This window comes from Xanthomonas euvesicatoria pv. euvesicatoria, from assembly GCF_020880415.1.
In the GTDB taxonomy this organism is placed as follows: Bacteria; Pseudomonadota; Gammaproteobacteria; order Xanthomonadales; family Xanthomonadaceae; genus Xanthomonas; species Xanthomonas euvesicatoria.
Window position 1 is genome coordinate 169,644 of record NZ_JAJIUJ010000038.1, and the last position, 14,457, is coordinate 184,100.

Sequence of the window (14,457 nt, forward strand, 5' to 3'; positions counted from 1 at the left end):
CTCAGAACTCCGCGCTGCCTGGCGCACGCGGGTAGGGGATCGCGTCGCGGATGTTGCTCAACCCGCACACGTACACCACCAGCCGCTCGAAGCCCAGGCCGAAGCCGGCATGCGGCACCGAGCCGTAGCGACGGAAATCGCGATACCAGCTGTAGTGCTCCTTATCCAGGCCGAACTGCGCCATGCGCGCGTCCAGCACGTCCAGGCGTTCTTCACGCTGGCTGCCGCCGATGATTTCGCCGATGCCCGGCGCCAGCACGTCCATCGCCGCAACGGTCTTGCCGTCATCGTTCAAGCGCATGTAGAACGCCTTGATGTGCTCGGGGTAATTGGTCACCACCACCGGGCGGCCGATGTGTTCTTCGGTGAGCCAGCGCTCGTGCTCGGTCTGCAGGTCCAGGCCCCATTCCACCGGGAAATCGAACTTCTTGCCGGAGTTCTGCAGCAGCTTTACCGCCTCTGTGTAGTCGATCTGCTCGAACGGTGCATTGATGAACGCTTCGAGCTTGGTGATTGCGTTCTTGTCCACGCGCTCGGCCAGGAACGCCAGGTCGTCGCCACGCTCATCGAGCACCGCGCGGAACAGGTATTTGAGGAACTGCTCAGCCAGGCGTGCGTCTTCGGCAAGATCGGCAAAGGCGATTTCCGGCTCGATCATCCAGAACTCGGCCAGATGGCGCGTGGTGTGGCTGTTCTCGGCACGGAAGGTCGGGCCGAAGGTGTAGACCTTGCTCAGCGCCAGGCAGTAAGCCTCCACGTTGAGCTGGCCGGACACGGTCAGAAAGGTTTCCTTGCCGAAGAAATCACGGCTGAAATCCACATTGCCGCTGGCATCGCGTGGCAGGTTGACCATGTCCAGCGTGGAGACGCGGAACATCTGCCCGGCACCTTCGGCATCGGAGGTGGTGATGATCGGCGTGCTGATCCAGTTGAATCCGTTCTGATGGAAGAAGCGGTGCACCGCCTGCGCCAAGCAGTTGCGGATGCGGGTCACCGCACCGAACAGGTTGGTGCGCGGGCGCAGATGCGCCACTTCACGCAGGAATTCCGGCGTCATCGGCTTGGGCTGGATTGGGTACGTCAACGGGTCTTCGACCCAACCGACGATCTCCACGCCGCTGGCCTGGATCTCGAACGACTGGCCCTTGCCCTGCGACTTGACGAGTACGCCCTTGGCGATCAGCGAGCAGCCGCTGGTCAGCCGCTTGATCTCGTCGAAATTGGGCAGCGTGTCGTTGGCCACCACCTGGATCGGAGCGAAGCACGAGCCGTCGGTCACGTTGATGAAGGCCAGTCCGGCAGATCCGCGCAAGGTGCGCACCCACCCCCGTACCGTGACTTCGCCGCCTTCCGGGAGCTTTCCCGCAAGCGCATGTTCAACGCTGACCACCGTCATGACTGTTCCTCGCCGTAGCGACCTTGAATGGCCTGCGAGTTTACTGGCTGCGGCCGCGCCGGCGCGAGCATCTGAACCGCGTGCCGACGGCGGCGCTTGTCGCAGGCGCAGGCTGCCCCCATCTGTTGCGGACGCCGCCACTCAGCGTTCTGCCCGGTTGTTGCGGCCTCGCTATACTTGCCACCACTGTTTCGGAGTGCCCTCATGGCCGTCAGCCTCACCCCCGCCGCGCTGGAGCGCGTGCAGCGTTTCGTGCAGCAGACCCCGGGTGCGTTGGGTCTGCGCTTTGGCGTGACCAAGACCGGTTGTTCCGGATGGGGCCACGTCACCGACCTGGCACGCGAGGCGCGCGACGACGACGCGGTCTTCGAGCAGGGCGGGGTACGCATCTTCGTCGACCCCGCCAGCCTGCCGCTGGTGGATGGCACCTGCATCGACTTCGGCAAGCACGGCCTGAGCGAGACCTTCACCTTCAGCAATCCCAACGCCACGGCCGAATGCGGCTGCGGGGAGAGCTTCACCACCGCGGACGAGCATCGCTGAGCGCGACCTGAGCCAAGCGGCGCTGGAGTGTTTCCTTCTCCCACCGGGAGAGGCTGCCCCAAAAGGGTCGGATGAGGGGACGGGCGAAGCTTCGCGTGGTTGAACGACACGAGTGGCTTTGCCCCGTATCCTCACCCCAACCCCCGCTCTGCGCCCCAGCCCGCGCTTGCAGCGCGGGCGCTCCAAGCCACGCGCGCCAGTGGCGCGCAGACCGCGCCTTGGAGCCCCGGCAGGAGAGGGGCTTTGAAAGTACCCTTGCCCGGTCTGTTGCGGCTAAGCATCTGATCTGCCATACTTTCCTGCTTCCTGCTTCCTGCCCGATTCCGGGCGGAAACCCTTGCTCCACCGGCCGCTTGCGCGGACCACCGGGGAGCTGTCCGGCCCACGTGGCCACATCCGAAAGGTAAAACAACATGAGTCGTCATTACGAAGTCGTGTTCCTGGTCCATCCGGACCAGAGCGAGCAGGTCCCGGCCATGATCGAGCGCTACAAGTCGCTGATCGAGGGCGGTAACGGCACCATCCACCGCCTGGAAGACTGGGGCCGTCGTCAGCTGGCCTACCCGATCCAGAACCTGGTGAAGGCGCACTACGTGCTGCTCAACATCGAAGTCGACCAGGCCGTGCTGAGCGAGCTGGTGGAAAGCTTCCGCTTCAACGATGCGGTGCTGCGTCACCTGGTCGTCAAGCGCGATGGCGCCGACACCGAGCAGTCGCTGATCATGAAGAGCAAGGACGAGAAGGGCGACAAGCCCGAGCGTAGCGAGCGTCGTCGTCGTGACGACGAAGAGGGCGAAGCGCCCGCCGCCAACGATAACGACGGCGACAACGCCGAAGCCGCTTAAGGAGCGCTGTCATGTCCAAGTTCTTCCGTCGTCGCAAGTTCTGCAAGTTCACCGCCGAGGGCGTCAAAGAGATCGACTACAAGGATCTCAACACCCTGCGTCAGTACCTCACCGAGAACGGCAAGATCGTGCCGAGCCGCGTGACCGGTACCAAGTCCAAGTACCAGCGCCAGCTGGCCACGGCCGTCAAGCGCGCACGTTTCCTGGCGCTGATCCCGTACACGGACAACCACGACGTTTAATCCGAGTCCCTCGGAAGAGCCCGCACATCCGTGTGCGGGTAATTAAAAATATAGAGGCCGGTCATTCGAGATGCGGTGTTAATCGTGCTTTTACGATTCCCGAATCCCGATTCCCGAATCCCGTCTTTTCGGACGGCACCCGTTGCGCCCGCCACATGCCGGCGCTAACGAATAACGGAGTAACACCATGGATCTGATTCTTCTGCAGAAAGTGACCAACCTGGGCAACCTGGGCGACAAGGTCAGCGTCAAGCCGGGTTACGGCCGCAACTTCCTCGTGCCGCAGGGCAAGGCCGTGCCGGCTACCGCTGCCAACGTTGAAGCGTTCGAAACCAAGCGCGCCGAGTACGAAGCCAAGGCCAACAGCATCCTGGCCGAGGCACAGAGCCGCGCCACCAAGTTCGAGGGCGCCAGCGTCACCATCGGTGCGCATGCATCGACCGAAGGCAAGCTGTACGGCTCGGTTGGCCCGCGCGACATCGCCGAGGCGTTCACCGCCGCCGGCCTGCCGCTGGAAAAGAGCGAAGTGATCCTGGGCGAAGGCGCATTCCGCAATGTCGGCGAATACGACGTTGTGCTGCACCTGCACGCAGATGTGGAAACCACGGTCAAGGTCATCGTCGAATCCGACGCCTGATCCAGGCCACATGTGTCACCCGAAGGGCGCCTTGTTAGGCGCCCTTCGTTTTTGGGGTGCCGCCGCCAGTGCGGGCATGCCCGTTATACTCATGCCCCATTGCCGGTTCCACGGCCCGCGGATCTTATGGATCAAGGGCTTGGGCGCTGGCTTCACAGGAAAAGTACCTGCCGGCTTCGTCCGCGCGGTGCCCGGAATCTCCAGCCCCCATGCGCCTGTCCACGATCAAGCTGTCCGGTTTCAAGTCGTTCGTCGACCCGACCACGTTGCACCTGCCCACCAACATGACCGGCATCGTCGGCCCCAATGGTTGCGGCAAGTCCAACATCATCGACGCGGTGCGCTGGGTGATGGGCGAAAGCTCGGCCAGCCGCCTGCGTGGCGATTCGCTGACCGACGTGATCTTTTCCGGCTCTTCGGCACGCAAGCCGGTATCGCAGGCGACGGTGGAGCTGATCTTCGACAACTCCGACCACACCATCAGTGGCGAGTTCGCCTCGTTCAACGAGATCTCGGTCAAGCGCCTGGTCAGCCGCGACGGCAATAGCGCCTACTACCTCAATGGCACCAAGTGCCGGCGCCGCGACATCACCGATCTGTTCCTGGGCACCGGCCTTGGGCCGCGCAGCTACTCGATCATTGAGCAGGGCATGATCAGCCAGATCATCGAAGCGCGCCCGGAAGACCTGCGCGTCTATCTGGAAGAAGCCGCCGGCATTTCCAAGTACAAGGAGCGCCGCAAGGAAACCGAGACGCGTATTCGGCATACGCGCGAAAACCTCGACCGTCTGAGCGACCTGCGCGAAGAAATCACCAAGCAGTTGGCGCATCTGCAGCGCCAGGCGCGGCAGGCCGAGCAGTACCAGGCACTGCAGGAAGAGCGCCGGATCAAGGACGCCGAGTGGAAGGCGCTGGAATACCGCGGTCTGGATGGTCGGTTGCAGGGCCTGCGCGAGAAGTTGAATCAGGAAGAGACACGCCTGCAGCAATTGATTGCCGAGCAACGCGATGCCGAAGCACGCATCGAGACCGGCCGCGTGCGCCGCGAAGAAGCCGCCGAAGCGGTGGCCAAGGCACAAGCCGACGTCTACCAGGTCGGTGGCGCGTTGGCGCGTATCGAGCAGCAGATCCAGCACCAACGCGAACTCTCGCATCGCTTGCACAAGGCGCGCGATGAGGCGCAGAGCCAGCTGCAGGAATTGACCCAGCACATCAGCGGCGACTCGGCCAAATTGAGCGTGCTGCGCGAAGCGGTCGCCGCTGCCGAACCGCAACTGGAGCAACTGCGCGAAGACCACGAATTCCGCCAGGAGTCGCTACGCGAAGCCGAAGCGCGGCTGGCCGACTGGCAGCAGCGCTGGGAAACCCATAACCGCGACACCGGCGAAGCCTCGCGTGCCGGTGAAGTGGAGCGCACGCGCGTCGATTATCTGGACCGCCAGGCACTGGAAGCCGACCGCCGCCGCGAAGCACTGGTCAACGAGCGTGCCGGGCTGGACCTGGACGCATTGGCCGAGGCGTTCGAGCAGATCGAACTGCGCCATGAAACCCAGAAGACCTCGCTGGACGGCCTGACCGAGCAGGTCGAGGCGCGCAAGCACGCGCTCGCTGGGCTGCAGGAACAGCAACGCGCCAGCCAGGGCGAGCTGGCCGAAGTGCGCAAACAGGCGCAGGCTGCGCGTGGCCGGCTGTCGTCGCTGGAAACCCTGCAGCAGGCCGCGCTCGGCCAGGAGCAGGGCGCCGCAGTGGCGTGGCTGAAGTCGCGCGGACTGGATTCGGCCGCGCGCGTGGGCGAGCGCATCAGCGTCGAGAGTGGCTGGGAAAACGCGGTCGAAGGCGCCTTGGGGCAGTTGATCGAAGGCGTGCTGGTGGAGGCGCCGGAGCAACTGGTCGACGCGCTGGGCGAGTTGGGCGATGGTCGCATCGCGCTGGTGTCCAGTGCCACTGACAATGCGAGCTTCGCGCCGACCTCGCTGGCCGCCAAGGTGCAGGGGCCGATCGCGATCCGTCGCCTGCTTGCGCGTCTGCACACCGCCGAGGATCTGGACGCTGCGCGCACGCTGCAACGCAGCCTGCCCGAAGGCGATTCGGTGATCACCCGCACTGGCGAGCGGCTGGGCGAGGGTTGGGTGCGCGTCTCGCGCTCGGGCGCGGCCAAGCAGGGCGCGTTGCTGCGTGAGCGCGAGATTCAAGAACTGCGTACGCAGATCGAAACCTTGCAGGAGCGCGAAGCCGAGCTTGAACATCAGCTCTCCAGCTTTCGCGAACAATCGCTGGCGGCAGAGCAGCAGCGCGAAGACGCGCAGCGCCAGCTGTACATGGCGCACCGCAGCGTTTCCGAACTGGCCGGGCAATTGCAGAGTCAGCAGGGCAAGGTCGAGGCGGCGCGCACGCGCATCGAGCGCATCGAAACCGAATTGGCGCAACTGCTGGAAACGCTGGACACCAGCCGCGAGCAGGCCCGCGAGGCGCGCGCAAAACTCGAAGATGCGGTCACCTTGATGGGCGATCTGCAGGGTACGCGCGAAGCGCTGGAAAGCGAGCGCCGTCAACTCACCGATGCACGCGATCAGGCGCGCGATGCCGCGCGCGGCGTGCGCGATGCGATGCATGCATTGGCGCTGACGCTGGAGTCGCAACGCACCCAGATCGCATCGCTGAGCCAGACCCTGGAACGCATGGACAGCCAGCGCGGGCAGCTCGATACGCGCCTGGAAGATCTGGTCGCCCAGCTGAGCGAAGGCGATTCGCCGGTGGAAACACTGGAACACGAACATCAGGCCGCGTTGAGCGAACGCGTGCGCACCGAGCGCGCGCTGGGCGAAGCGCGCACCCTGCTCGACAGCATCGACAGCGAGCTGCGCAGCTTCGAACAGACCCGCCAACAACGCGACGAACAAGCGCTGGCGCAGCGCGAGCGCATTTCGCAACGCAAGCTCGATCAACAGGCGCTGGTGCTCAATGCCGAGCAACTGGAAGCGGCGGTGGTCAAGGCGGGCTTCGTGCTGGAAGACGTGGTCAACGGGTTGCCCGAGGCGGCCAACGTGGCCGAATGGGAAGCGGCCGTTGGCCAGATCGACGCGCGCATGCGTCGCCTGGAGCCGGTGAACCTGGCCGCCATCCAGGAGTACGGCGAGGCCGCGCAACGCTCCGAATACCTGGACGCGCAGAACCTGGATCTCAACACCGCGCTGGAAACGCTGGAAGAAGCCATTCGCAAGATCGATCGCGAGACCCGCGGCCGCTTCAAGGACACCTTCGACCGCGTCAACTCCGGCGTGCAGGCGCTGTACCCGCGCCTGTTCGGCGGCGGCCATGCGTATCTGGAACTCACCGGCGAAGACCTGCTCGACACCGGCGTCACCATCATGGCGCGCCCGCCGGGCAAGCGCGTGTCGAGCATTTCGCTGCTTTCCGGCGGCGAGAAGGCAATGACTGCGGTGGCGCTGGTGTTTGCGATCTTCCAGCTCAACCCGGCGCCGTTCTGCCTGCTCGACGAAGTGGACGCGCCGCTGGACGAAGCCAATGTCGGCCGTCTTGCCAACATGGTGCGCGAGATGAGCGAAAAGGTGCAGTTCCTGTTCGTCAGCCACAACAAGGCCACGATGGAAGCCGCGCGCCAGCTCTCCGGCGTGACCATGCGCGAGCCGGGCGTCAGCCGTCTGGTCAGCGTGGACTTGGAAGAGGCCGCACGTTTGGCGGGTGCGGCATGACGTGCCATGCTTGTTGGAATAACGACACCTGTCACTCTTATGCGGAGGCACGCTGAATGTCCGACATGGCCATGATCCGGATCGGGATCCTGATCGCTGGACTGCTGCTGGTCGCGGCCATCTTCCTGTTTGGTCGCCCGAAGAAATCGCCGCAAGGGCGCCGGGTCGACAAGGACGAGGGCCAGCCGCGCGAACGGCGCGAGCCGGTGATTTCCAGCGAGTTTGGTGTGGAGGATGACGCTGCAGAACGCGCAGAAGGCGTCGAGCAGAGCGAGCTCAACCTGGAAGGGCAGGATGCTTCCGGCGGTAACGAGGTCGGCAAGCGCCCGAACCAGGATTTCGACAAGATCGTGTCGTTGTTCGTGGCCGCCAAGGCGGGCCAGGTGCTGCGCGGCGAAGATGTGGTGGTGGCCGCAGAGAAGACCGGGCTGGTGTTCGGCCACATGAACGTGTTCCACCGCCTGGTGGAAGGCCATCCGGAGCGCGGGCCGATCTTCAGCATGGCCAGCATCCTCAAGCCCGGCAGTTTCGACATGGCCAACATCCGCGAGATGCAGACGCCGGCGATTGCGTTCTTCCTCACGCTGCCGGCACCGATGACTGCGCTCGACGCCTGGGAAAAAATGCTGCCCACCGTGCAGCGCATGGCCGAGCTGCTGGATGGCGTCGTTTTGGACGACAGCCGCAATGCGTTGGGCCGCCAGCGTGTTGCGCATATCCGCGACGAACTGCGCGCCTACGATCGCCAGCACCAGGCACCGCCGCTGACCAAGTCGCCGCGCTGGTGAGTTGACATGTTGAGCCTGCAGGGCGTGTTGGCGGTGGCATTGCTGCTGGTGCTGTGGGCGATCTTGGCGATGCCGTTGTTGTGGATCTTCACCAGGATCGCCGCGCGCCTGCGCAAAAGGCCGCGACATTCGCCCTGGGTGGTCGTGGGCTTTGCTGCCGCGATCACGTTGCTGGTCGCGCCGGTGCCGACGCCTTTCGTCAGCGTGTTCATGCCGCACGCCATCGCGCTGCTGGATCGCCGCTATTACCTGCACATCCTGCAAGGCCCGCCGCTACTGCACGAGCTGCTGTTGTGGAACGCCGGCTCGATGGCGCTGACCTTCGTCATCAGCTATCTGTGGATCCGCCGCACGCTGCGCGCACCGGAGCCTGATGGGTTGGATCGCTAGGAACTTTAAGCCCCTCTCCTGCGGGAGAGGGGGTGAGGGTACGGGGCGAAGCCCTCGTGCAGCCGGACAACGCCAGGCGTCGCTCGCACCCTCATCCACCCCTTCGGGGCACCTTCTCCCCCATGAAGGAGGACAATGTCCCGAGTGGAGAAGGATCTACCATTCAGTACTGAGTGCTCAACGCTTGGCTTTCCCGAATGCCTCGCGGAAGCGCAGCATTTCCGCTTCGGTCCCCACGCTGACGCGCACGCGCTTGGGCCAGATCGGCCAGCTGCGGCCGACGATGACGCCCTGCTTTTGCATCGAATCGGCGAACACGCTCGCATCGCGCTTGACGTCCAGCAGGAAGCAGTTGGCTTGCGAGGGCAGGCAGGTGTAGCCCTTGCCCTTGAGCCAGGCGATGGTCTCCTCGCGCACCCGGGCGTTCTCGGCGCGGCGGGTCTGCACCAGCAGCGGGTCGCGCAGGCTGGCGATACCGGCGGCCATTGCCGGAACCGACACCGGGTTGCTGCCGAAAGCGGCAAGTTTGGTCTGCAGGCCGGGCGGGGCCAGGGCGGCGCCCAGGCGCAGGCCGGCCATGCCGTAGAGCTTGGAGAAGCTGCGCAGCACGATCAGATCCTGGCGCTGACGCACCAGATCGGCCACCGAGGGCTCGTTGCTGTAGTGGATGTACGCCTCGTCGACCACCAGCACGGCGCTGGCCGGTTTGTTGGCCAGCAACCATTCGATGTCGGCGCGCGGGGTGATGGCGCCGGTGGCGTTGCCGGGGTTGCACAGATACAGCATGCCGGCAGTCGGGTCGGCCTTGGCCATCGCCTTGACGTCATGCGCGCCATCGGCACGCAGCGGCACCTTGCGTACGGCCACGCCGCGGGCGGTGGCGCTTTCGATCAACGGGTCGAAGCTCGGGTCGGCCACCACCAGCCCTGCACGCGCGGACGTGAACAGGCTGCCGGCACGGTTCAGCGCGTCCCGCGACCCGGGGAATAACGACAGATGATCGTTGGGCAGCTGCAGCTCGCCGGTCATCAGGTTACGCAGATCCTGCTCCATCTCGAGCAGGTAGCGGCCCGAGCGTGCCAGCGAACGGGTGGCAGCGTCCAAGGCGGCCGGGGCAGGCCCGAGCGGATGCTCGTTGAGGTTGAGGTAGACCGTGCCGGCCGCCGCGGCCACGCCCGGCGTTGCCGCCGCCGCGGCGCGCTTGCGGGCCGCTTCGGCTGCGGGTGCCAGCCCCAGTGCGGAAACCGCCACGCCGGTGGTAGCGAGGCTGAGAAACGAACGGCGCGAGACGGGCAACGACACGGCGAACTCCATAGGCGGCGGGCAAAGAGGGCGCCACGCTAGCGGGTTTGTGTCTATCTGCCTATCGGGGAATTGCCATAAAACTGTTCGACGCATGCTTGCAGGCGTTGGACGGCAGAGACAGGTGGCGTGACGGTGGCTGGCTGTAATGGCCGTGCTCCTGCCGGGCCCGTTGTCCAGCCCGGATGCGAATGGGTGCTGGCGCGCCCGGTGCGCATCGACGCAAACGACTTCATCCATCGCAGGCATCGCTCAATCATCGCGAACGGCACCCACACCGCTGACCTTGGCATCGGCATGGCCCGTTAGAATAGGCGGCCCAGAGCCAGCCTTGCGATCGTATGACTGCCAGCCCGGATCCCGCTCAGCGCATCGATGCCCTGCGCCGTCGCATCGAAGACGCCAACTACCGGTATCACGTGCTCGACGAGCCGCAGATGGCCGACGCCGATTACGACAAGTTGATGCGCGAGCTGGAGGCCTTGGAGCGCGCGCACCCGGAATTGGCCAGTGCCGATTCGCCAACCCAGCGCGTCGGCCATCTGGCCGCCTCGCGATTTGCCGAAGTGCGGCATGCCTTGCCGATGCTGTCGTTGGGCAATGCGTTCAGCGAGGAGGAAGTGACCGAGTTCGTGCGGCGCATCAGCGAGCGGCTGGAGGTCAAGCAACCGCTGTTTTCGGCCGAACCCAAGCTCGATGGCCTGGCGATCAGCCTGCGCTACGAGAATGGCGAGTTCGTGCAGGGCGCCACGCGCGGCGATGGCGCCACCGGCGAGGATGTCAGCGCCAACCTGCGCACCGTCAAGGCGATTCCATTGCGGCTGCGCGGCGAGGGCTGGCCGCAGGTGCTGGAAGTGCGCGGCGAGGTCTATATGCCGCGCGCCGCGTTCGAAGCCTACAACGCACAGATGCGTGCGCAGGGCGGCAAGGTGCTGGCCAACCCGCGCAATGGCGCGGCCGGCTCGCTGCGCCAGCTGGATGCGCGCATCACCGCGCAGCGCCCGCTGAGCTTCTTTGCCTACGGCGTCGGCGAAGTGAGCGAAGGCGCATTGCCGCAGACCCATTCGGCGATCCTGGCGCAACTGCGTGCGTGGGGCTTTCCGGTCAGCGCGCTGGTCGAGGTGGTGCAGGGCAGCGATGGTCTGCTGGCGTATTACCAGCGCATCGGTGCCGCACGCGATGGGCTGGCCTTCGATATCGATGGCGTGGTGTACAAGCTCGACGATCTGGCCGGGCAACGCGAAATGGGCTTCGTCTCGCGCGCGCCGCGTTGGGCGATTGCGCACAAGTTCCCCGCACAGGAGCAGTCCACCACGGTGGAGGCGATCGAGATCCAGATCGGCCGCACCGGTGCGGCCACGCCGGTGGCGCGCCTGAAGCCGGTGCATGTGGCCGGGGTGATCGTCACCAATGCCACGCTGCACAATGCCGACCAGATCGCGCGGCTGGATGTGCGCGTGGGCGACACGGTGATCGTGCGCCGCGCCGGGGACGTCATTCCTGAAGTGGCCGCTGTGGTGGCCGACCAGCGCCCGCCCGGTACCCAGGCCTGGCAGATGCCGACGCAATGCCCGGTGTGCGGTTCGCAGATCGTGCGCGAAGAAGGTCAGGCGGTCTGGCGCTGTTCCGGCGAGTTGACCTGCCCGGCGCAGCGCAAGGAGGCGTTCCGGCATTTTGTCTCGCGGCGCGCGATGGATGTGGACGGCCTGGGCGAAAAATTCATCGAAGTGCTGGTCGACAGTGGCCTGGTGAAAGGCGTGGCCGACCTGTATCTGCTAAGCGTGGATCAGCTGCTGCAATTGCGCCTGATCAGCACGGCCGAGAGTCCGCACGCGTTCTTGCGCGAGGCGCGCGAGCATCTGGCCAGCGGCGCATATGCGCAGCTGGAAACCAGCGTGGTCGGCATCGGCGTGGACCTGGCCGGCGAGCGCGACGTGCCGCAGACCTGGCAGGCCGATCTGCTGCGCGCAGGCTTGCCGCGCTTCGACTGGAACCGCAAGAAGATCGCCACCAAGTGGGCGGAGAATCTGATCGAGGCGATCGAAACATCGCGCGACACCACGCTGGAGCGTTTCCTGTTTGCGCTGGGTATCGAGCATGTGGGCGAAAGCACGGCCAAGGCGTTGTCGGCCTGGTTCGGCGATCTGGAATTGATCCGGCATCTGCCGTGGCCGCTGTTCAAGCGCGTGCCGGACATCGGCGGCGAAGTGGCGCGTTCGCTTGGGCACTTCTTCGATCAGGCCGGCAATCAGCAGGCCATCGATGACCTGCTGCAGCGTGGCGTGCGCATCGGCGATACGCATCCACCTTCGCCCAAGCTGCGCGAGGCGCTGAGTTTTGCCAGCGTGCTGGAAGACATGGACATTCCCAAGGTGACGCCGGTGCGCGCGCAGCAGCTTGCCGCGTCGGTGGATTCGTTCGCTGCGCTGCGCACGGCCGGTGCCGATGCCTTGCAGCAGGCCGGCGTTCCGGCACCCGTGGTGGCCGCATTGCTGCAATGGCTGGATCGCCCCGAAAACACTGCGCTCGCGAATGCGGCGCAGCAGGCGATGGAAACCGTGCTGGCGCGTCTGCCCCAAGCCGATGCGCTGCAGACCGGCCCGCTCGATGGCCAGACCGTGGTCATCACCGGGACCCTGGCTGCGCTGACACGCGATGCGGCCAAGCAGCGGCTCGAAGCATTGGGCGCCAAGGTCGCCGGTAGCGTCTCCAAGAAGACGGCATTTCTGGTGGCCGGCGAAGAAGCCGGTTCCAAGCTCGACAAGGCGCAGTCGCTTGGCGTGGAGATCTGGGGCGAAGCGCGTCTGCTGGCCTTCCTGGGCGACCACGGCCAACAGCCATGAGCACGGCGCAGTTGGATCTGGCCGCGCTGCAGTTGCGGGCGCGGCTCAACGCCACGATCCGCGACTTCTTCGCCGAACGCGGCGTGCTGGAAGTGGAAACGCCGGTGCTTTCGGAGGCCGGCAATACAGAACCGAATATCGAAAGTTTCAGTACGCGCTTCACCGGTCATGTCGATGCTGGCGCGCCGCTGCGCTGGTTGCGTACATCGCCGGAGTATCCGCTCAAACGCCTGCTAGCCGCCGGCCTGGGCGATTGCTACGAACTGGGGCGGGTGTTTCGCAACGGCGAGGCCGGTGGCCGCCACAACCCCGAGTTCAGCATGCTCGAATGGTATCGGGTGGGCTGGAACGATCGCAGCCTGGCGCAGGAGACCATCGAACTGGTGCGTCGCGCGCTGGCGCTGGTCGGGCGCCAGGCGAGGGTGCAGGTGCTGACGTATCGCGCGCTCTTTGTGCAGGCGTTGGGCATCGACCCATTGTGCGACCCGATCGAAACGCTACGCGCTGCCTTGCATGACGTGGCGATCGATCCTGTGGGTCTGACCCGCGACGATTGGCTGGACCTGCTGATGACCCATCGCATCCAGCCGGGCTTTGCCGCCGACACTCTGACGGTGGTGCACGATTGGCCGGCCAGTCAGTGTGCGTTGGCGCGGATCCGCCACGACGACCCGCCGGTCGCCGAGCGCTTCGAGCTGTATCTGGGCAGTTTCGAGGTGGCCAATGGCTATCACGAACTGAACGATGCGCAGGAGCAGCGTGCGCGCTTCGTGCGCGACAACGCCGTGCGTGCGGCACGTGGATTGCCGCAGCTGCCGCTGGACGAGCGCCTGCTGGCGGTGTTGTCGCAGTTGCCCGACTGCGCCGGTGTGGCGGTGGGCGTGGATCGCCTGTTGATGGCCTTGCGCGGCACCACGCAGATTGCCGACGTGCTGGCGTTCGACTTCGCCCGCGCCTGAGTCATCTGGCTGTCATTGGCGCCGTATTGCTATCTTCACATTGATGATGCTCTCATCTTCACGTCCACGGGGGCGCGACGAAGATCGTTCGGGGTGAGGATTGTCGGCATGAAGTGGCTGGTCAGCTTATGCGGTTTGTGGTGCTTGCCGCTGCTGCTGCTCGCCGATGCGCGCGCGTCCGACCGCGCAGCCGGCGTGGTGCGCTGCGAGTCCAAGGACCTGGCGCGCGTGCACTGCGCGATGGACACCGCCCAAGGCGTGCAACTGGTGCGCCAGCTCTCCGAAACCAGCTGCATCCGCGGTAGCGAATGGGATGTCGAACGCGACGGCGTGTGGGTCGAACAAGGCTGCCGCGCCGAATTCGCAGCGACCCGTGCGAAGACCGCAACCGTGATGCGCCGCGTGGTGCGCTGCGATTCCAACGGCGGCACGGTGGCCTGCCCGGTGGTGCTGCGGGGCGCGCCGGTGCGGCTGCTGCGGCAACGCTCGATGTGGCCATGCAAGGAAGGGCGCACCTGGGGCGTTCGCCGCAACGAAATCTGGGTCTCGCGTGGATGCGACGGCGAATTCGAAGTGGGCGCAGAAGATGGCTCCGGCTTCGTCGCGGTGCCGCGCATGGTTACCTGCGAATCGAAGAAAAGCGCGCGGCGCACCTGCGGGGTGTCGGTGGAACGTGCGGTGCGCCTGGGCCGGCAGATGTCCAAAACGCCCTGCGTGGAAGGCCAGACCTGGGGCTGGAGCCGCGACGGGGTGTGGGTGAACGACGGCTGCCGCGCCGAGTTCATCGTCGACTGAGAGC

12 protein-coding genes are annotated in these 14,457 nt (G+C 65.5%); 10 read left to right on the plus strand and 2 right to left on the minus strand.

Annotated features, from left to right (window positions below; translation table 11 throughout):
- Position 1: 1 nt before the first annotated feature.
- Positions 2–1,396 carry an asparagine--tRNA ligase gene (gene asnS / locus LN450_RS06785; RefSeq protein ID WP_011347025.1) on the minus strand — a complete coding sequence of 465 codons (1,395 nt, stop codon included), beginning with the start codon at positions 1,394–1,396 and terminating at the stop codon, positions 2–4.
- Positions 1,397–1,600: 204 nt separating this feature from the next.
- Between asnS and LN450_RS06790 the strand changes: the two genes are divergently transcribed.
- The 7 genes from LN450_RS06790 to LN450_RS06820 all read left to right on the plus strand — a co-directional run bounded on the left by LN450_RS06790 (position 1,601) and on the right by LN450_RS06820 (position 8,554).
- A complete protein-coding gene (locus LN450_RS06790; RefSeq protein WP_007966300.1) occupies positions 1,601–1,939 on the plus strand; it encodes a HesB/IscA family protein in 339 nt (112 codons plus the stop codon).
- 413 nt (positions 1,940–2,352) lie between these two features.
- Entirely contained in the window at positions 2,353–2,784 is a 432-nt protein-coding gene (gene rpsF, locus LN450_RS06795; RefSeq protein ID WP_003485869.1) for a 30S ribosomal protein S6, read from the plus strand.
- Between the two features lie 11 nt (positions 2,785–2,795).
- Positions 2,796–3,026, plus strand: coding sequence for a 30S ribosomal protein S18 (gene rpsR, locus LN450_RS06800; protein ID WP_002804494.1), 231 nt, complete (start codon positions 2,796–2,798; stop codon positions 3,024–3,026).
- Positions 3,027–3,213: 187 nt separating this feature from the next.
- Positions 3,214–3,663 (plus strand): 50S ribosomal protein L9, encoded by a 450-nt coding sequence (gene rplI / locus LN450_RS06805; RefSeq protein WP_003485864.1) that lies wholly within the window; start codon positions 3,214–3,216, stop codon positions 3,661–3,663.
- A 209-nt stretch (positions 3,664–3,872) separates the two neighbouring features.
- Positions 3,873–7,376: a chromosome segregation protein SMC gene (gene smc / locus LN450_RS06810; protein ID WP_011347026.1), complete on the plus strand. Its 3,504-nt coding sequence runs from the start codon at positions 3,873–3,875 to the stop codon at positions 7,374–7,376.
- 56 nt (positions 7,377–7,432) lie between these two features.
- Positions 7,433–8,164, plus strand: a complete 732-nt coding sequence (gene zipA / locus LN450_RS06815) for a cell division protein ZipA (protein WP_011347027.1) — start codon at positions 7,433–7,435, stop codon at positions 8,162–8,164.
- A gap of 6 nt (positions 8,165–8,170) precedes the next feature.
- Positions 8,171–8,554 (plus strand): hypothetical protein, encoded by a 384-nt coding sequence (locus LN450_RS06820; RefSeq protein ID WP_008576274.1) that lies wholly within the window; start codon positions 8,171–8,173, stop codon positions 8,552–8,554.
- Between the two features lie 177 nt (positions 8,555–8,731).
- Here the strand turns inward: LN450_RS06820 and LN450_RS06825 are convergent, their stop codons facing one another.
- On the minus strand, positions 8,732–9,856 hold the full coding sequence (locus LN450_RS06825; protein ID WP_011347028.1) for a pyridoxal phosphate-dependent aminotransferase: 1,125 nt from the start codon (positions 9,854–9,856) through the stop codon (positions 8,732–8,734).
- 341 nt (positions 9,857–10,197) lie between these two features.
- On the opposite strand from LN450_RS06825, the gene ligA reads away from it, so the two are divergent.
- The 3 genes from ligA to LN450_RS06840 all read left to right on the plus strand — a co-directional run bounded on the left by ligA (position 10,198) and on the right by LN450_RS06840 (position 14,453).
- Positions 10,198–12,699, plus strand: a complete 2,502-nt coding sequence (gene ligA / locus LN450_RS06830; RefSeq protein ID WP_011347029.1) for an NAD-dependent DNA ligase LigA — start codon at positions 10,198–10,200, stop codon at positions 12,697–12,699.
- On the plus strand, positions 12,696–13,658 hold the full coding sequence (gene epmA / locus LN450_RS06835) for an EF-P lysine aminoacylase EpmA (RefSeq protein WP_011347030.1): 963 nt from the start codon (positions 12,696–12,698) through the stop codon (positions 13,656–13,658). The genes ligA and epmA overlap by 4 nt, the downstream gene beginning before the upstream one ends.
- 108 nt (positions 13,659–13,766) lie before the next feature.
- The gene (locus tag LN450_RS06840; protein ID WP_008576270.1) at positions 13,767–14,453 is read left to right on the plus strand and encodes a DUF3011 domain-containing protein; all 687 of its coding nucleotides are present in this window, start codon (positions 13,767–13,769) and stop codon (positions 14,451–14,453) included.
- Positions 14,454–14,457 lie beyond the last annotated feature (4 nt).